Here is a 17,189-nt window from a genome sequence, read left to right on the forward strand (position 1 = left end):
GGAGCGGCGTAAGCCGCGATGAAGCCTTCCCGAGAAAATCATCGCGGCTGACGCCGCTCCTACGAAAAAAAGCCGCCAGATACAAAAAAGCCACCGGATGAACTCCGGTGGCTTTTGCTTTTGCATACCACGTAGACCGCTTCTTACAGCTTGCCCGCGCCCGCCTTGGCCTTGACGTCGGCAGCCACGGCGCTGGCCGACAACAGGTTGTAGGTGTACGGCGGGGTCCAGCCGATGCTGTTGTTCCAGCTGCAGGTCAGCGCCTTGCCGTTGAGCAGCGAGCCGAAGTCGCGATACACGCTGCCACCGTAGTTGGCGGCGATCTTGTCGCAGCTGCTGACGCCGGTGATGTCGAACGCGTTGTTCTCCGAGAAGATCTTCGAGCTCTTGCCGACGCCGTGCGCGTACGAGAACGGATACACCGCGTGGCTGGTGCTGCCGACGTGGTAGTTGTTGTACAGGTGCACCTGGCCGAAGCGCACCCGCGGCGCGCGCGAGGAGATGTTCTCGAACAGCGAGTTGTGGATGGTGACCTTGAGCTTGCCGTCATCGGTGGTGCGGCTGTCGCTGGAGCCGATCAGGTTGTTCTTCTCGTGCAGCTTGAACACCGTGTAGGACACGGTCACGTAGTTGGCGCTGTTCTTGATGTCCAGCGCGCCGTCGTGATGCTGCTTCGGGCGACCATTGGCGGTGCCGTTCTGATCGTCGGTGCGGCGTCCATCGGTGAAGGTCAGATGATCCACCCAGACATTGGTCGCACCCTCGATGGTGATGCCATCGTATTCCGAGTTCCAGTTGCCGGCGCTGCCGTCATCCGGATCCCACACGGGCTCGGGATCCCACGGATTCTCGATGGTCAGGTTGCGGATGATCACGTCGTTGGCCTTGACGTAGAAATAGCCCTCGCGGATCTCCGCGTTGGACGTGATGCCGATCAACGTGGTCTTGGTCGGAACATCCAGGCGGGCGCGGCTCTTCATGTCGGCCGTGGTGGTGTAGGCCTTGCCCTCGCTGATGTCGATCACGCCGCTGACCTTGATGATGCGGCCATTGCTGCCGGCACTGGCCTTCAGCGCGTTCTTCAGTTCCGCGGCATTTTTCACGGTGTAGATATCAGCGGCGGCGGCACGCGAACCTCCCCGGGTTCCGCCGTTCTGCGTGGCCCAACCGGTCGTGGCCACATCGAGCGAAGCATCCGCCCAGGCCGGTTGCGCGATGGCAAGCAGGGTGCCCAGCACCAGCGGAGTTGCTGCAATTGCATGTTTCGTTCTCATCGGGAATCCATCCTCGAAGACTGACGTTGCAGGACACCATTGCGGCATCCCGGCCGCTCCCTCTCTGTCACGGCGTGCGCACTATTGGTGATGCGACAGCGCAAAAGAAGCGCGGGCACACAGGAGTGCAGAAGCCATCACACGGACGGTCCCGGGGACAGGAAAACAAGACAGAAACGTTGTCCCGCGTCAGCGCGGGACAGGCGCAGGAAAGCTCAGGAAAAGCCTTCGAAAAACAGCTCCATCGCCATCACCAGCGCATCCTCGCGGCCGTTCTGTGCCGGGTAGTAACGCGGGCGGCGGCCGATCTCGTTGAAGCCTTCGGACTGATACAGCGTCACCGCGCCGACATTGGAAGGACGCACTTCCAGGAACACCCGGCGCGCGCCGCGATCGCTCACCAGCTTGACCAGCACGCGCAGCAACTGGCGACCGTAACCCCGCGATTGCCGCGCCGGATCGATGCACACGTTGAGCACATGCGCCTCGTCGGCCGCGATGCTGACCATGCCGTAGCCGATCATCTCGCGCCCCTGCTCGACCACCAGCCCCGGATAACCGGCCTGCATGCAGTCGCGGAAAATCCCGCGCGTCCACGGAAACGGATAGGCACGGCGCTCGATCTCCATCACCGTGTCGAGATCGCTCTCGTGCATCGCACGGAACGACAACGGCGCCGGTGCGCTGACCGCACTCACCGCGACGAGCTCCGACGCAGACCTCGCAGTTGTGGCCACAGCGCGCGCTTGGCGGCCGGATCGGCGCGCAGCGTCTCCAGCGGCCAGGACGCCATCAGCTGCTGCGTCTGCGGGTCATTCGGATTGCAGCCGGAAGCGCGCAGCAGCGCGATCTGCAACCGGTCGGGCAGACCGACGCGGGGGCGTCGCGCTGCGGGGGCCGCCGAACGTTCCTCACGCACGGCCTCGGGCGGCGGCGCGGAAGGCGCGCTGCGTCGTACCGGAGCCGGCGTTGTCGCCGGTGCGGCGGGACGTGCCGGCCGATCCGCCTCGACCTCGCGCACCGGCGCGGCATCGGCCACCACCGGCGGTGCGGCAATCACCGCGGTGCGGTCGAGGTACACGGTATGCCCCAGCGCCTGCAGCCACGACAGCTGCAGGTCGGACCACAACGGCTCGTTGGCCGCCACTTCGCTCATGCGCCTTCCGGCACCTTGCGCACACGCCGCCATAACCACAGCGACGGCCCGGACAGGGCGTACAGGATGCCCACCGCCAGCAGCGTGCGCGGCAGGTCGATCACCAGGATCGCCAGCACGATCGGCACGAATGCCAGCGCCAGGAATGGAATACGGTCGCCTCGCGGCGCATTCGCGCCGCCCTTGAAGCTCCAGAAGCGGATCCGGCTGACCATCAGCAGCGCCGAGACGATCGTCACCGCCAGCGCCACGTAGCGCAGCTCCTCGCCACTCCAGCCCAGGTTGCCGTCGGCAAAGGCCCAGACGAAGGACATCATCAACCCGGCCGCGGCCGGACTGGCCAGGCCGATGAACCAGCGCTTGTCGACCACGCCAACCTGGGTGTTGAAGCGCGCCAGGCGCAGCGCCGCGCAGGCCGCGTACAGGAACGCCACCGCCCAGCCGACCCGGCCCATCACGTTGCCGTCGAACTTCAGCGCCGACAGCGACCAGTGGTACATCACCAGCGCCGGCGCCATGCCGAAGCTGACCAGGTCCGCCAGCGAGTCGTACTGAACGCCGAATTCGCTGCTGGTGCCGGTCAGGCGCGCCACGCGCCCGTCCAGCCCGTCCATCACCGCGGCCACGAACACGGCGATGCTGGCCTGCACGAAGTCACCGTTGGCGGCCGAGATGATCGCGTAGAAGCCCGAGAACAGGCCGGCGGTGGTGAACAGGTTCGGCAGCAGATAGATCGTGCGCGAACGCGGGGTGGGTCGCATTTCTTCCATCGGGCCAGTTTAGGGCCTGTCCCCCCTCCCTGACAGGCCCTTCGACTTGCCAGCCCCGCCGGGGGGTGCTGCAATCCCGCCCAGGGATCGACTTGGGGAATCACAATGAAACTGTCTTGCGCGCTCAGCCTCGTGCTGCTGGCGACCAGCACCGCGGCCGGCGCTGCCAACCTGTACAAGTGGAAGGACGCCAACGGCGTCACCCATTACTCGGAAAAACCGCCTGAAGGGCAGAAGTACGACACCCGCCGGATCGACGCCCGCGCCGGGGTGGCCCCGCCGGAAACGCCCACGGCACAGGCCGAGTCCACCGGATGCACCACCGCCCGCAAGAACCTGGAGGTTCTCGGCGGCAGCGGCCCGGTGATGCAGGACACCGACGGCGACGGCAAACCCGACACCACCCTGGACGAAGGCCAGCGCGCCGCCCAGAAGAACCTGGCCGATGCCGCGGTGAAGGCGTATTGCGCCCCGGTGACGGCCGGCCACTGAGGCCTGCGGAGTCGGGCCTCCTCAGCTGAGCCCGATTCTTTTCGAGGGGAACCCTCTATTCCCTTCTCCCGCTTGCGGGAGAAGGGAAAGAGCAAATAGCTGCAACCCGACGCTATCGGCCGTTACGGGCCGTACCCGGAAGCGTCCTCAAATATCGATACGACCAACGCCGACCTCACCCCAAACAGACCGGGAATGAATAACGCGCCCTGACCGGTCATTCCCCTTTCTGCATCCCCACAAGGCAGAATATTGGGTTTCAGCCGCCTTCAGCGAAGCCTCTCGATGCGCCTTTCCCAGTTCCACCTGCACACCACCAAGGAAACTCCGGCCGACGCCGAACTGGTCAGCCACCGGTTGATGCTGCGTGCGGGCATGATCCGCAAGCTCGCCTCCGGCCTGTACACCTGGTCGCCGCTGGGCCTGCGCGTGCTGCGCAAGGTGGAGAAGATCGTGCGCGAGGAAATGGATCGCGCCGGCGCGCTGGAACTGCAGGTCCCGACCATCCAGCCGCAGGAACTGTGGGAAGCCACCGGCCGTTGGCAGAAGTTCGGCGGCCAGCTGCTGAAGATCAAGGACCGCAAGGAACAAGGCTTCTGCTACAGCCCGACCGCCGAAGAGGCAGTCACCGAGTTCGCCCGTCAGGAACTGAGCAGCTACAAGCAGCTGCCGGTGAATTTCTATCAGATCAACAGCAAGTTCCGTGACGAAATCCGCCCGCGCTTCGGCGTGATGCGCGCGCGCGAGTTCCTGATGAAGGACGCCTACTCCTTCCATCTCACCGACGCCGATCTGGTGCGTGAGTACGAGAACATGAAGGCCGCCTACACCCGCGTGTTCACCCGCCTGGGGCTGGACTTCCGCATGGTGCAGGCCGATTCCGGCGCGATCGGCGGCGACGCCTCGCAGGAATTCCACGTGATCGCCGATTCCGGCGAGGACGCGCTGGTGTTCTCCACCGGCTCGGACTACGCCGCCAACATGGAAGCGGCCATCGCCGCCGATCCCGCGCCGCGCCCGGCTGCGAGCGAAACGCTGCGCAAGGTCGACACGCCCACCCAGAAGACCTGCGAGGACGTCGCGGCGCTGCTCGGCATCGCGCTGCAGCGCACCGCCAAGTCGCTCGCGCTGGTCACCACCGACGGCACCTTCGTGCTGGCGCTGGTGCGCGGCGACCATGAGGTCAACGAGATCAAGCTCGCCAAGGTCGCCGGACTGGCGGACTACCGCATGGCGGGCGAGGCCGAGATCGCCCAGTACCTGGGCAGCGAGCCGGGCTTCCTCGGCCCGCTCAACGCCAGGCAGACGATCCGCGTGATCGCCGACCGCGAGGTCGCCGCGCTGGCTGATTTCGTCGTCGGTGCCAACGAGCCGGGCTTCCACCTGGCCGGCGTGAACTGGGGCCGCGACCTGCCCGAACCGGAAGTGGTCGACATCCGCAACGTGCGCGAAGGCGACCGCGCCGCCGACGGTGGCGAGCTGAAGATCGCGCGCGGCATCGAGGTCGGTCACGTGTTCCAGCTCGGCCGCAGTTATGCGCAGGCGCTGCAGGCCAGCGTGCTCGACGAGAACGGCAAGGCACAGGTGCTGACGATGGGCTGCTACGGCATCGGCATCTCGCGCATCGTCGCCGCGGCGATCGAACAGAACCACGACGACGCCGGCATCATCTGGCCCGAGCCGATGGCGCCCTGGCGCGTGGCGGTGTGCGTGATCAACCCGAAGAACGACGCCAACGTCGCCGCTTCGGCGCAGGCACTGCTGGCGGAACTGAGCGCCGCCGGCATCGAGGCGGTGCTGGACGATCGCGGCCTGCGCCCGGGCGCGATGTTCGCCGACATGGAGTTGATCGGCATCCCGCACCGCGTGGTCGTATCCGAACGCGGCCTGGCTGCCGGCACCTATGAATATCGGGCACGCCGCGCCAGCGAGGCGGAAAATCTCGACAAAACCGCCCTGCTCGCGCGTATTTCCGGCTGATTGACGTAATTTTCACGGATTCCGATATTCATTGGAGTCCGTCCCCGGCAAAAACCCGCACCCCGCGTGCGGGGATTCAAACCGAATCCACCAAAAATATCCGATGGATTTGTGTTCTCGATAATCCGTTATTATGATGCGCACCACTGCCAGGGGATGGCACTTCTTTCCATTTAACTCCGGAGTAGTGATGTCGATCGATCTCAGCAGCCTGTCAGCCAAGCAATTGGGCGCCCTCATCAAGAACGCGAGAAAGCGGCAGGCGGTTGTCGCCAAGCGCACGCCGATCGCCAAGGTCCGCGCACAGTTGATCAAACTGGCGAAGTCCGAGGGATATACCGTCGAGGAAATCTTCGGTGGCGCGTCCGGCACCGGCACCAAAGCCGCCAAGAAGCCCGGCCCGAAGCCTGGCCGCAAGCTCGGCAAGGTAGCGCCGAAATACCGTAACCCCGCCAACACCAAGGAAACCTGGACCGGTCGCGGCAAGCAGCCGCGCTGGCTGGCCGAACTGACCGCCAAGGGCAAGAAGGTCGAGGATTTCCTGATCAACAAGGCGGCCAAGGTAGTCAAGGCAGTCAAGGCGCCGGCCAAGAAGCGCGTTGCCGCGAAAAAAGCCAAATAATAATTGGGTGATCCGTATTCGAGACGCCGGCAGAAATGCCGGCGTTTTCTGTTTATTTGATCCACGGACCGTTCGGATCACAGCATCCGTTCGCAGGCAGAAATTCAAGACGCCCCACCGGATCAGGCAACGGTTTTTGAACATTTACATCCGAACAACAGGCACATGCGAATCCGGTCACTCGCACCTGCCATGTCCGGTGGTTACCTGCTCTGCTCTTCAGTCGGCTGGATAAAAAAAGCACGCCGCAATGACGCGATTGGAATGACTGCCAGGAAACAGCTCAGCGCGCGGAGATTGTGATCCCTATTCCATTGCCAGCCGGAAATTCGCGCGGGCCGATGACGCTGGACCGCCCCAGGCGACGGCCGGATGGCATCAGAGATTCTTGCGCGCCGGCACCAGCAGATTGCCGAACAGCAGACCCGCCACCAGCGCCATCACGATATTCGTGACCGCCAGCAACGCGGTCTGCCCCACGTCCACGTTCTGCTGCTGCACCAGATTGAGGAACCCGCGCAGGCTGGTGCTGCCCGGTACCAGCATGATGATGCCGGGCAGGCGGATCAGCGCACCCGGCTTCTGGATAACGCGACCGAACAGATTGCCGGCCGCAGTCAGCGTCATCGCCGACAGGAACACGCCGGCCGGGCTGCCCCAGGCCTGCCCGGCGAAGCGCGCGATCACATAGCTGGCGATCGCCGCCGCCATCACCCACGGGTAGTCGCGACGATGCGGCTTGAACAGCACCGCGAACGCGAAAGCCGCCACCAGCAGCGACGCCCACTCCATCCAGTGCGCCTGCGGCCGCGAGGCGCGCACCTGTGGCTCCAGGCCCAGCCACTGCGCCAGCGTCACCGCGATCATCGCGCCCACCGTCAGCTTGAGCACGGTGGTCACCGCGCCCGCCAGCCGCGCGGTGCCCGAGACCCAGTGCTGGCTGGCCAGCTCGTTGACCGCATTGGTCAATGACATGCCGGGCAGCAACACCACCAGCGAGGCGATGATCACCGTATTGAGATTGAGCGACCCGGCGAGCGAGGCCACCAGCGTGGCGACGAGGCCGGCCAGCAATCCGGCCAGCGCCTCGCCGGCCTCCTTGGTGGCGGGGCGACGGTCGGTGTAGCGGGTCAACAGGCCGATCGACAGCCCGATCGCGCCGGCGGTGGCGATGTCCAGCCAGGGCAGCTTCCACAGGCCGGCCACACCGGCCGCGGCCAGTCCGTAGCCCAGCACCTGCATGGCCCGGCTGCGCCGGCTCATCTCGCGGTCGAGCCGACGCAGCGCGGTATGGCCCTGGGCGATGCTCATCTGCCCGTTGGCGACGCCGTCGGCGATGTAGTCGGCCACGCTCAGCTTGTACAGGTCGTTCTCGCCCGGCGCCAAGCGCACCACGCGGGTGATGTCGGACGAGCCGATCGCCTTGGTCGGATCGCTGAAGCTCAGGATGATCCCGGTCGGATTGGACCAGGGTTCGCAGTCCAGGCCGAGCTTGTGCGACAGGCCGATCACCGCCGCTTCCAGGCGCTGGGCGGTGGTGCCATACGAATGCAGGCGTCCGGCAATTTCGGTCACGAACGCCACCCGCTGCGCGTAGGTCGCGCTGGTGGACCGGCTGACGGGAGAAGCGACGGACATGCGCGGATCGGCAAGGATTGGAAAGGCCGTGCGGACGTCGCCGGCGGTCGTGCAAGTGTATGCCGCTCAACCTGTCCGGGGGCAGCGCCATCGCACGCGAGCACATTCGCCTCTCACGCCGTGCACGGTATGCTCGCGCCACGGAAACGCCCATGACCACAGTCCAACCTCCCCACATCGACCAGAACGCGCAGGATCCGGCACGGATACAGCTCTCCGGGAGCTGGGTGCTGGCCACCGCACTGCCTGCGGCCCAGTTGCTGGGCGAGGTTCCTTCCGGCATCCAGGGCGTGGATGCACGCGGGATCTCCCAACTGGATTCGGCCGGTGTGCTGCAACTGCTGCGCTTCGTCGCGCAGCGGGGACTGGACGATGAAGCGATCGACTTCCGCAAGGAACATCGCGCGCTGGTCTGCACCATCGAAGAGATCAAGGACGAGCGTCCGCGTCCCAAGCTCGACCTCGGCTTCGCTGCCGCGCTGGAGCGCCTGGGCATCACGGTCAGCACCACCGGCGAGAACATCGTCGGGCTGGCCAGCTTCCTGGGCGAAAACCTGGTCAAGCTGGCGCGACTGGTGCGCCAGCCGCGTCGCTTCCGCCTCACCTCGACGGTGAGCCACATGGAACAGGTCGGCCTGGACGCGGTGCCGCTGGTGGTGCTGCTGTCCTACCTGATCGGCGCGGTGATCGCCTTCCTCGGCTCGACGATCCTGCGCGACTTCGGCGCGGAGATCTACGTGGTCGAACTGGTCTCGATCGCCACGCTGCGCGAGCTGGCGGTGCTGATGACCGCGATTGTCGTGGCCGGCCGCACCGCCAGCGCGTTCACGGCGCAGATCGGCGCGATGAAGGCACGCGAGGAGATCGATGCGATCCAGACCCTGGGCCTGGATCCGGTCGACCTGCTGGTGCTGCCGCGGGTGGTGGCGCTGCTGGTGATGCTGCCGCTGCTGACCTTCATCGCGATGATCGCCGGCCTGGCCGGCGGCGTGACGGTCGGCGCGTTCGACCTGGGCATCCCGCCGCAGATGTACCTGGCACGCATGCACGAGACGATGCAGGTCAAGCATTTCCTGGTCGGCATGTCGAAGGCACCGGTATTCGCCATCGTGATCGGCCTGATCGGCTGCCTGGAAGGCCTGAAGGTCAGCGGCACCGCACAATCGGTCGGTGAACGTACGACCTCCAGCGTGGTGCAGACCATATCCCTGGTGATCATCATCGATGCGATGGCCGCGCTGTGGTTCATGAAGATGGGGTGGTGATGATGGAGCCGGGATTCGGAATTGGGGATTCGGGATTGGTTAGAAGCAAAAGCACAGGCGCTGCCCTGGCTTGCGGGGAGCTTTTGCCTTGACCAATCCCCAATCCCCAATCCCCAATCACGATCGCAGCGAAGCTGCCATCCAAGTCCGCGGCCTGGTCAACCGCTTCGGCGAGCAGCTCGTGCATGACGGGCTGGATCTGGACGTGCGTCGCGGCGAGATCCTCGGCGTGGTCGGTGGCTCGGGCGCCGGCAAGTCGGTGCTGATGCGCTCGATCCTCGGCCTGCGCAAACCTGACGCCGGCCAGATCGAGGTGCTCGGTGTCGATGCCCTTTCCGAAGATCCGGAAAACCGGCGCCATATCACCCGCAACACCGGCGTGCTGTTCCAGGATGGCGCCCTGTTCTCCTCGCTGACGGTCGGTGAAAACGTACAGGTGCCACTGAAGGAACACCACGGCGATTTCCCCGAGCGCTGGCACTACGAATTGGCCTTGTTGAAGATCAAACTGGCTGGCCTGCCTGCCGACGCGCTCAACAAGCTGCCCTCGCAGTTGTCCGGCGGCATGCGCAAGCGTGCCGGGCTGGCGCGGGCGCTGGCGCTGGACCCGCCGCTGCTGTTCCTGGACGAACCCACCGCCGGACTCGACCCGATCGGCGCGGCCGCCTTCGACCAGTTGATCCTGACCCTGCAGCAGGCGCTGGGCCTGACCGTCTTCATGATCACCCACGACCTGGACACGCTGTACACGATCTGCGACCGCATCGCGGTGCTGGCCGACCGCAAGGTCATCGCCAACGCGCCGCTCGCGGAGATCGAGAAGATCGACCATCCATGGATCCAGGAGTACTTCCACGGCCCACGCGGACGCGCTGCACGTGAGAGCCGGGAATGGGGAATGGAGAATCGGGAATCGGTCGTTCCCGCACCTCCTCCTTAGCTCAGACAGGACACGCCGCTCTTCCGATTCCCCATTCCCTATTTCCCCATTCCCGGCCCCCTCCCATGGAAACCAAAGCCAACTACGTCCTGATCGGCGTCTTCACCCTGGTGGCCGGGCTCGCCCTGCTGCTGTTCGGCCTGTGGGCGGCGAAGTACTCCTCCGACCGCACCTGGCAGAACTACCGGGTGGTGTTCCGCGAGGCCGTGACCGGCCTGTCGGTGGGCAGTCCGGTGCAGTACAACGGCATCGCGGTCGGCTCGATCACCGAGCTGACACTGGCACCGAACGACCCGCGCCAGGTGGTGGCGCGGCTGCGGATCAATTCGACCACGCCGATCAAGTCCGACACCCGCGCCAAGCTGGCGATCACCAGCATCACCGGCCCGTCGATCATCCAGCTCAGCGGCGGTACGCCCGAGGCGCCGGAACTGACCGCGGTCGACAAGAGCGATGCGCCCATCATCCTCACCACGCCCTCGGCGCTGCAGAACATCACCGACACCGCCAACCGCATCGTCGAACGGCTCGATCAGGCGCTGAGCGATCGCAACGTGGCGGCGATCTCGACCACACTGCGGAACCTGGAGACGTTGAGCGGCTCGATCGCCGACCGCGACCAGGGCGTGCAGGCCCTGCTGGTCAGCGCACGCGATGCCGCGCGCAACCTCAACGCCACGCTCGATACCACCAACGGCACGATGAAGCGGCTGGACCAGAACCTGGTACAGCAGTTGCCTCCGATCATCGACAAACTCGACGCCACCCTCGCCAAGCTGGATTCCGCCGCCGGCAACGCCGACAGCATCCTTGGCGAGAACCGCTCGGCGATCAACAGCTTCGCCAACGACGGCCTGGCCCAGCTCGGCCCGACCCTGACCGAACTGCGCGGGCTGACCCGCGATCTGCGCCAGGTCACCGACCGGCTCGAGAACAACCCCGCGCGCTACCTGCTCGGCCGCGACACACCGAAGGAGTTCGAACCGAAATGAAGCCGATGACCCAGCTCCGTCCCTGGCTGTTCGGCCTGTCGCTGTGCGTGCTGGCCGGCTGCTCGCTGCTGACCGGGGGCCGCAAGGAATCCGCGACGCTCTACGCACCGGACGTGCGCGTGCCGGCCGACGCGACCTGGCCGCAGGTCGCCTGGCAACTGGCGATCACCAAACCGAATGCGGCACGCCTGGTCGACAGCCCGCGCATCAACGTACGACCGACGCCCGGCGAACTGGAGGTCTACCGCGGCGTCAGCTGGTCGCAGCCGGCGACCGACATCCTCGAAGACACGCTGGTCCGCGCCTTCGAGGATTCCGGCAAGATTGCCGGCGTGGCGCGGCTGGGCACCGGCATCCGCGCCGACTACAAGCTGACGATCGATCTGCGCCGGTTCGAGTCCGACTACGCCGGCGGCAGCGTGCCCTCGGCCACGATCGAACTCAACGCCAAACTGCTGCATATCACCGACCAGCGGGTCGCGGCCTCGCGCACCTTCCTGATCGCCGAACCGGCCGCATCGACCGATATCCCGGCCGTGGCCGCAGCCTTCGAGAAGGCCTTGCAGAAGACCACGCACGATCTGGTCGGCTGGACCCTGACCACCGGGCAGCAGGACGCGCAGGCGTATCCAGCCAAACAGTAAGCCCTGTCCCTTGTAGGAGCGGCTCTGGGTGGCCTCGGGCCATCAGCCGCGATGGGGGCCTTACCGGTAAAGCCCATCGCGGCTAAAGCCGCTCCTACAACACCGTTTCGATCCGGCGAAAGGTCAGATTCACCCGCTCCCCCACCGGCTTTGCCGTACGCGGCAACGCATGCTGATACAGCGCCTGGGTCCGTCCCGCCATCAACAGCAGATCGCCGTGCGCCAGTTCCAGCGTCTGCCGCAGCGCCCGCTCATGGCGATGACGAAGTGCAAAGCGCCGCGTCGCGCCCAGGCTCAACGACGCGATCAGCGGCTTGGCCCCCAGTTCGCGCTCGTCATCGCTATGCCAGCCCATCGCGTCGCGCCCGTCGCGATAACGGTTGGCCAGCATGCTGTTGAATGCCACCCCGGTCTCGGCGGCAAGACGCTCGCGCACCGCCGTCAAGGACATCGGCCACGGCCGGGGCTCGAAACGCGTACCTGAATAGCGGTAACTCGCCTCCGGATCACCGATCCAACTGCTCAATCGCGGCGAATCCACTTCGCGCCCGAACAAGCGGATGCGATGCACCTCCCAGTCAATCCCGGCCAGCAGGTGCGCGAGCAGCACGTCGGCCTGCGTGGCCGGCAACCAGCCGCGCAGCAAAGTCACGTCCGCGCCGGACAAGTCGATCCGCATCGGCGCACGCTAGCATGCTGCTGCTTGCCATACGCCAGCGTCCGGAATTTGCCCGGCTCGGCGCAAACCCTGAAAATGGCCGCAGCCATCGAGCCAACGGGAGCGGAACACATGTCGGTAGCGGGAGACGGCGCAGTCGCGTCCGAAGTCATTGAGCGAGACGTGATGGAGTACGACGTCGTCACCGTCGGCGGCGGTCCGGCCGGCCTGGCGTTCGCGATCCGTCTCAAGCAGCTCAATCCCGACCTGTCGGTCTGCGTGATCGAGAAGGCCAGCACGATCGGCGCGCAGATCCTGTCCGGCGCGGTGATCGAACCGGGCCCGCTCGACGCCCTGCTGCCCGGCTGGCGCGACAACCCGCCGCCGATCTGCGTGCCGGCCGGCGAGGACGAATTCTGGTTCCTCGGCAAGGACAGCGCGCGCAAGTTCCCGGTGGTGCCGCCGGGCATGCGCAACCACGGCAACTTCATCGTCAGCCTCGGCGCGATGTGCGCGTGGCTGGCGCCGCAGGCCGAGGCGTTGGGCGTGGAGATCTATCCCGGCTTTGCCGCCGCCGAGACGCTGCACGATGACAGCGGCAAGGTGATCGGCGTGCGCATCGGCGACATGGGCGTGGCCAAGGACGGCTCGCACAAGCCCGGTTTCACCGCCGGTATCGACATCCACGCCAAGGTCACCGTGCTCGCCGAGGGCGCGCGCGGCAACCTGACCAAACGCCTGATCAAGCGCTTCGACCTGGATGCGAACAGCGATCCGCAGGGCTACTCGATCGGCATCAAGGAGCTGTGGCAGGTGCCCGAAGGCCGCGTCACGCCCGGCAAGATCGTGCACACGATGGGGTGGCCGGCCGACAGCCACACCTACGGCGGCAGCTTCCTCTACCACCTGACCGACAACCGCATCGCGCTCGGCTACGTCAGCGGCCTGGATTACCGCGATCCGGAGTACAAACCGTGGGAAGCCTTCCAGCAATGGAAGAACCATCCGCTGATCAAACCACTACTGGAAGGCGGCAACATCGTCTCGGCCGGCGCGCGCGCGATCGTCACCGGCGGCTGGCAATCGCTGCCCAAGGTCGAAATGCCCGGTGCACTGCTGATCGGCGACAGCGCCGGCCTGCTCAACGTGCCCAAGATCAAGGGTACCCATCAGGCGATCCAAAGCGGCATGCTCGCCGCCGAACACCTGGTCGCCTCGCAACTGGCACCGGAGGGCTTCGACGCCAAGCTGCGCGCTTCGGAGGTGATGGCCGAGCTGAAGCAGGTGCGCAACATCAAGCCCGGCTTCAAGAAGGGCCTGTGGTTCGGCCTGCTCAACGCCGCCTGGGAAACCGCGGTCAAGGGCGCCTCGCCGTGGACACTGAAGGTGACGGCGGATTGGGCATCGCTCGACAAGATCGGCGAATACGAAGAACCGAAACGCGACTACATACAGCGTGACCTGGCCCCACGCGACCGCCTGCAGGCGGTCTACTTCGCCGCCACCGAGCACGATGAGGACCAACCGGTGCACCTGCGCGTGCACGACACCTCGATCTGCGTGACCCGCTGCGCCACCGAGTACGACAACCCCTGCACCCGCTTCTGCCCGGCCGGCGTCTACGAGATCGTCGAGGACGCCAGCACGCAGACTGGCAAACGCCTGCAGATCAACGCCGCCAACTGCGTGCACTGCAAGACCTGCGACATCAAGGACCCCTACCAGATCATCGACTGGGTGACGCCGGAGGGTGGTTCGGGGCCGAACTACCAGAATCTGTAATCGTCGCAACTGGATCTAGAACGAGCGATTTTCCCGCAGACATCACAGAGAAACGAAAAGGCCATGCGGACTGCGCATGGCCTTTTTGCAACGTCTCTCGCGAGGTGATTCGCGCCGCTACGAAATCTCGACACCCGTGGCTGCTCGCAGCGCGTCGATATCGACACCTTCGGCAAGCTCGACCAGCTTCAACCCCTCCACAGTGACATCCATCACCGCCAGGTCGGTAATGATGCGATCAACCACGCCGACGCCGGTCAGCGGCAGCGTGCATGCCGGCAGGATCTTGTGCTCGCCGTTCTTGGCGGTGTGCTCCATCAGCACCACCACGCGCTTGACGCCGGCTACCAGATCCATCGCCCCACCCATGCCCTTGACCATCTTGCCGGGCACCATCCAGTTGGCGATATCGCCGCCATCCGTGACCTGCATCGCACCGAGGATCGCCAGGTCGATATGGCCGCCACGGATCATCGCGAACGAGTCGTGGCTGCCGAAGTAGCTGGCGCCCGGTCGCGCTGTCACCGTCTGCTTGCCGGCGTTGATCAGGTCCGCATCCAGCTCCTCCTCGGTCGGGAATGGGCCGATCCCGAGCAGGCCGTTCTCCGACTGCAGCCATACATCCACACCCTCCGGGATGTGGTTGGCCACCAGCGTCGGCAGGCCGATACCGAGATTGACGTACATGCCGTCCGCCAGCTCCGCAGCCGCACGCGCCGCCATCTGATCGCGGGTCCAGGCCATCAGACACTCTCCTTGCTGCGTACCGTGCGCTGTTCGATGCGTTTCTCCGGCGTGGCATTGACCACGATCCGATCGACGTAGATGCCGGGGAGATGAACCTGGTCCGGATCGATCGCGCCAACCTCGACCAGTTCCTCGACCTCGACGACACACACCTTGCCCGCCATGGCACAGGCCGGATTGAAGTTGCGCGCGGTCTTGCGGAACACCAGATTGCCGGCGGTATCGGCCTTCCACGCCTTGATCAGCGCGACATCGGCCTTGAGCGCGGTTTCCAGCACATAGTGCTTGCCGTCGAATTCGCGCACCTCCTTGCCCTCGGCCACCACCGTGCCGTAGCCGGTGGCGGTATAGAACGCAGGAATCCCGGCCCCTCCTGCACGCAGACGCTCGGCCAGCGTGCCCTGCGGGTTGAACTCAAGTTCCAGTTCGCCGGACAGGTACTGCCGCTCGAACTCCTTGTTCTCGCCCACGTAGGAAGAAATCATCTTGCGGATCTGGCGCGTGCCCAGCAGCACGCCCAATCCGAAGCCATCCACCCCGGCATTGTTGGAAATGACCGTCAGGTCCTTCACGCCTGAATCCCGCAACGCCGTGATCAGCGCCTCGGGGATCCCGCACAGGCCGAACCCGCCGACCGCCAGCGTCTGGCCATCGGCCACGATGTCCGCCAATGCCGCCCCCGCGTCGGGCCAGCGCTTGCCCTGCCCTCCAGAAACCACCGGACTGCTCATCCACGCCCTCCACGTTGATGTGATGCAGTGCATTGTAATGACTGACTGGCGCCTGTCGCCGCACCCTTTGGTCCCGCATCAGCGGTGCCAGGGCGTGGCCGAGCCGTTAAACTCGGGGTTCCCCCAAAGGAAAGACGCCCATGACCCTGCCTGCCTTCAAGGCCTACGATATCCGCGGTCGCGTACCTGACGAATTGAACGAGGACTTGGCCCGCCGCATCGGCGTGGCACTGGCAGCACAGATAAGCGAGGGGCCGGTGGTACTGGGTCACGACGTGCGCCTGGCCAGTCCCGCCCTGCAGGACGCGCTGTCGGCCGGCCTGCGTTCGGCCGGCCGTGAAGTCATCGATATCGGGCTGTGCGGCACCGAGGAGGTCTACTTCCAGACCGATCATCTTGGCGCGGCAGGCGGCGTTATGGTCACCGCCAGCCACAACCCGATGGATTACAACGGCATGAAGCTGGTGCGCGAGCAGGCCCGGCCGATCAGCTCCGATACCGGCCTGTTCGCGATCCGCGATACCGTCGCCGCCGACACCGCGCCCGCCACCGAGCCCACCGCAGCGCAGCGCAGCCAGACCGACAAGTCGGCCTACATCGCGCACCTGCTCAGCTACGTGGACACCCGCGCGCTCAAGCCGCTCAAGCTGGTGGTCAATGCCGGCAACGGCGGCGCCGGCGTGATCGTGGACCTGCTCGCCCCGCACCTGCCGTTCGAATTCGTCCGCGTCTTCCACGAACCCGACGGCCATTTCCCCAACGGCATCCCCAATCCGCTGTTGCCGGAAAACCGCGACGCCACTGCGCGTGCAGTGCAGGAACACGGCGCCGACTTCGGCATCGCCTGGGACGGCGATTTCGACCGCTGCTTCTTCTTCGACCACAGCGGCCGCTTCATCGAGGGCTACTACCTGGTCGGCCTGCTGGCCCAGGCCATCCTCGCCAAGCAGCCCGGCGGCAAGGTCGTGCACGATCCGCGCCTGACCTGGAACACCGTGGAGATGGTGGAAGCCGCCGGTGGCGTACCGGTGCTGTGCAAGAGCGGGCACGCCTTCATCAAGGAAAAGATGCGCTCGGAGAACGCGGTGTACGGCGGCGAGATGAGCGCCCACCACTATTTCCGCGAATTCGCCTACGCCGACTCGGGCATGATCCCGTGGTTGCTGATCGCCGAGCTGGTCTCGCGCAGCGGCCTCACCCTCGCCGACCTGGTCGAGGACCGCATGCAGAAGTTCCCCTGCAGCGGTGAGATCAACTTCAAGGTCGCCGATGCCAAGACCGCCGTGGCGCGCGTGATGGGGCACTTCGCCGCCCTGTCGCCAGCGCTGGACTACACCGACGGCGTCAGTGCCGACTTCGGCGACTGGCGCTTCAATCTCCGCAGCTCCAACACCGAACCCTTGCTGCGACTCAACGTCGAATCACGTGGTGATGCAGCGCTGATGCACGCGCGCACACGCGAAATCTCCGACCTCATCAACGCTTGAACTCAAGGACG

Annotated in this window: 17 protein-coding genes; 9 read left to right on the forward strand and 8 right to left on the reverse strand. The window is 65.6% G+C overall.

From position 1 onward, the window contains the following. Positions 1–143: 143 nt before the first annotated feature. From AC3WJE_RS02525 to pssA, 4 genes are all read right to left on the reverse strand, one after another. On the reverse strand, positions 144–1,274 hold the full coding sequence (locus AC3WJE_RS02525) for a pectate lyase family protein (protein WP_493729198.1): 1,131 nt from the start codon (positions 1,272–1,274) through the stop codon (positions 144–146). Between the two features lie 215 nt (positions 1,275–1,489). Further along, on the reverse strand, positions 1,490–1,972 hold the full coding sequence (gene rimI / locus AC3WJE_RS02530; RefSeq protein ID WP_493729199.1) for a ribosomal protein S18-alanine N-acetyltransferase: 483 nt from the start codon (positions 1,970–1,972) through the stop codon (positions 1,490–1,492). After that, entirely contained in the window at positions 1,969–2,430 is a 462-nt protein-coding gene (locus AC3WJE_RS02535) for a hypothetical protein (RefSeq protein WP_493729200.1), read from the reverse strand. Before AC3WJE_RS02535 ends, rimI begins: the two co-directional genes overlap by 4 nt. Continuing rightward, positions 2,427–3,191 carry a CDP-diacylglycerol--serine O-phosphatidyltransferase gene (pssA, locus tag AC3WJE_RS02540; protein WP_493729201.1) on the reverse strand — a complete coding sequence of 255 codons (765 nt, stop codon included), beginning with the start codon at positions 3,189–3,191 and terminating at the stop codon, positions 2,427–2,429. The genes AC3WJE_RS02535 and pssA overlap by 4 nt, the downstream gene beginning before the upstream one ends. Before the next feature lie 114 nt (positions 3,192–3,305). Between pssA and AC3WJE_RS02545 the strand changes: the two genes are divergently transcribed. The 3 genes from AC3WJE_RS02545 (at position 3,306) to AC3WJE_RS02555 (ending at position 6,294) form a co-directional block, all read left to right on the forward strand. Continuing rightward, entirely contained in the window at positions 3,306–3,692 is a 387-nt protein-coding gene (locus tag AC3WJE_RS02545) for a DUF4124 domain-containing protein (RefSeq protein ID WP_493729202.1), read from the forward strand. A 285-nt stretch (positions 3,693–3,977) separates the two neighbouring features. After that, the gene (locus AC3WJE_RS02550; protein ID WP_493729203.1) at positions 3,978–5,672 is read left to right on the forward strand and encodes a proline--tRNA ligase; all 1,695 of its coding nucleotides are present in this window, start codon (positions 3,978–3,980) and stop codon (positions 5,670–5,672) included. 190 nt (positions 5,673–5,862) lie between these two features. Further along, entirely contained in the window at positions 5,863–6,294 is a 432-nt protein-coding gene (locus AC3WJE_RS02555; RefSeq protein ID WP_493729204.1) for an H-NS histone family protein, read from the forward strand. A gap of 378 nt (positions 6,295–6,672) precedes the next feature. On the opposite strand, the gene AC3WJE_RS02560 is transcribed toward AC3WJE_RS02555, so the two are convergent. After that, entirely contained in the window at positions 6,673–7,932 is a 1,260-nt protein-coding gene (locus AC3WJE_RS02560) for a threonine/serine exporter family protein (protein ID WP_493729205.1), read from the reverse strand. Positions 7,933–8,084: 152 nt separating this feature from the next. On the opposite strand from AC3WJE_RS02560, the gene AC3WJE_RS02565 reads away from it, so the two are divergent. The 4 genes from AC3WJE_RS02565 (at position 8,085) to AC3WJE_RS02580 (ending at position 11,773) form a co-directional block, all read left to right on the forward strand. Next, a complete protein-coding gene (locus AC3WJE_RS02565) occupies positions 8,085–9,197 on the forward strand; it encodes an MlaE family ABC transporter permease (RefSeq protein WP_493729206.1) in 1,113 nt (370 codons plus the stop codon). 88 nt (positions 9,198–9,285) lie between these two features. Next, the gene (locus AC3WJE_RS02570; protein WP_493729207.1) at positions 9,286–10,137 is read left to right on the forward strand and encodes an ABC transporter ATP-binding protein; all 852 of its coding nucleotides are present in this window, start codon (positions 9,286–9,288) and stop codon (positions 10,135–10,137) included. A 65-nt stretch (positions 10,138–10,202) separates the two neighbouring features. Next, positions 10,203–11,129, forward strand: a complete 927-nt coding sequence (locus tag AC3WJE_RS02575; protein WP_493729208.1) for an MlaD family protein — start codon at positions 10,203–10,205, stop codon at positions 11,127–11,129. A gap of 5 nt (positions 11,130–11,134) precedes the next feature. Then, positions 11,135–11,773, forward strand: coding sequence for an ABC-type transport auxiliary lipoprotein family protein (locus AC3WJE_RS02580; protein WP_493729209.1), 639 nt, complete (start codon positions 11,135–11,137; stop codon positions 11,771–11,773). 94 nt (positions 11,774–11,867) lie between these two features. Here AC3WJE_RS02580 and AC3WJE_RS02585 read toward each other — a convergent pair whose 3' ends face one another. Further along, positions 11,868–12,425, reverse strand: a complete 558-nt coding sequence (locus tag AC3WJE_RS02585) for an alpha-ketoglutarate-dependent dioxygenase AlkB family protein (protein WP_493729210.1) — start codon at positions 12,423–12,425, stop codon at positions 11,868–11,870. 138 nt (positions 12,426–12,563) lie between these two features. Between AC3WJE_RS02585 and AC3WJE_RS02590 the strand changes: the two genes are divergently transcribed. Further along, positions 12,564–14,213: an electron transfer flavoprotein-ubiquinone oxidoreductase gene (locus tag AC3WJE_RS02590; RefSeq protein ID WP_493729211.1), complete on the forward strand. Its 1,650-nt coding sequence runs from the start codon at positions 12,564–12,566 to the stop codon at positions 14,211–14,213. Positions 14,214–14,330: 117 nt separating this feature from the next. Here AC3WJE_RS02590 and AC3WJE_RS02595 read toward each other — a convergent pair whose 3' ends face one another. Beyond that, complete coding sequence (locus AC3WJE_RS02595) at positions 14,331–14,957, reverse strand: 3-oxoacid CoA-transferase subunit B (protein ID WP_493729212.1); 627 nt, start codon at positions 14,955–14,957, stop codon at positions 14,331–14,333. Next, positions 14,957–15,691, reverse strand: a complete 735-nt coding sequence (locus AC3WJE_RS02600) for a CoA transferase subunit A (RefSeq protein WP_493729213.1) — start codon at positions 15,689–15,691, stop codon at positions 14,957–14,959. Before AC3WJE_RS02600 ends, AC3WJE_RS02595 begins: the two co-directional genes overlap by 1 nt. 140 nt (positions 15,692–15,831) lie before the next feature. Here AC3WJE_RS02600 and AC3WJE_RS02605 point away from each other — a divergent pair, with 140 nt between their 5' ends. Continuing rightward, complete coding sequence (locus AC3WJE_RS02605) at positions 15,832–17,178, forward strand: phosphohexomutase domain-containing protein (protein ID WP_493729214.1); 1,347 nt, start codon at positions 15,832–15,834, stop codon at positions 17,176–17,178. The last annotated feature ends 11 nt before the right edge of the window (positions 17,179–17,189 follow it).

Source organism: Pseudomonas sp. GW821-FHT07E12 (assembly GCF_058986605.1).

Coding starts and splice junctions, on each gene's coding strand:
- AC3WJE_RS02595 (WP_493729212.1), bottom strand. CDS start 14,957: ATGGCCTGGACCCGCGATCAGATGGCGGCGCGTGCGGCTGCGGAGCTG.
- AC3WJE_RS02565 (WP_493729206.1), top strand. CDS start 8,085: ATGACCACAGTCCAACCTCCCCACATCGACCAGAACGCGCAGGATCCG.
- AC3WJE_RS02550 (WP_493729203.1), top strand. CDS start 3,978: ATGCGCCTTTCCCAGTTCCACCTGCACACCACCAAGGAAACTCCGGCC.
- AC3WJE_RS02575 (WP_493729208.1), top strand. CDS start 10,203: ATGGAAACCAAAGCCAACTACGTCCTGATCGGCGTCTTCACCCTGGTG.
- AC3WJE_RS02525 (WP_493729198.1), bottom strand. CDS start 1,274: ATGAGAACGAAACATGCAATTGCAGCAACTCCGCTGGTGCTGGGCACC.
- AC3WJE_RS02560 (WP_493729205.1), bottom strand. CDS start 7,932: ATGTCCGTCGCTTCTCCCGTCAGCCGGTCCACCAGCGCGACCTACGCG.
- AC3WJE_RS02535 (WP_493729200.1), bottom strand. CDS start 2,430: ATGAGCGAAGTGGCGGCCAACGAGCCGTTGTGGTCCGACCTGCAGCTG.
- AC3WJE_RS02590 (WP_493729211.1), top strand. CDS start 12,564: ATGTCGGTAGCGGGAGACGGCGCAGTCGCGTCCGAAGTCATTGAGCGA.
- AC3WJE_RS02580 (WP_493729209.1), top strand. CDS start 11,135: ATGACCCAGCTCCGTCCCTGGCTGTTCGGCCTGTCGCTGTGCGTGCTG.
- AC3WJE_RS02545 (WP_493729202.1), top strand. CDS start 3,306: ATGAAACTGTCTTGCGCGCTCAGCCTCGTGCTGCTGGCGACCAGCACC.
- AC3WJE_RS02600 (WP_493729213.1), bottom strand. CDS start 15,691: ATGAGCAGTCCGGTGGTTTCTGGAGGGCAGGGCAAGCGCTGGCCCGAC.
- AC3WJE_RS02605 (WP_493729214.1), top strand. CDS start 15,832: ATGACCCTGCCTGCCTTCAAGGCCTACGATATCCGCGGTCGCGTACCT.
- AC3WJE_RS02555 (WP_493729204.1), top strand. CDS start 5,863: ATGTCGATCGATCTCAGCAGCCTGTCAGCCAAGCAATTGGGCGCCCTC.
- pssA (WP_493729201.1), bottom strand. CDS start 3,191: ATGCGACCCACCCCGCGTTCGCGCACGATCTATCTGCTGCCGAACCTG.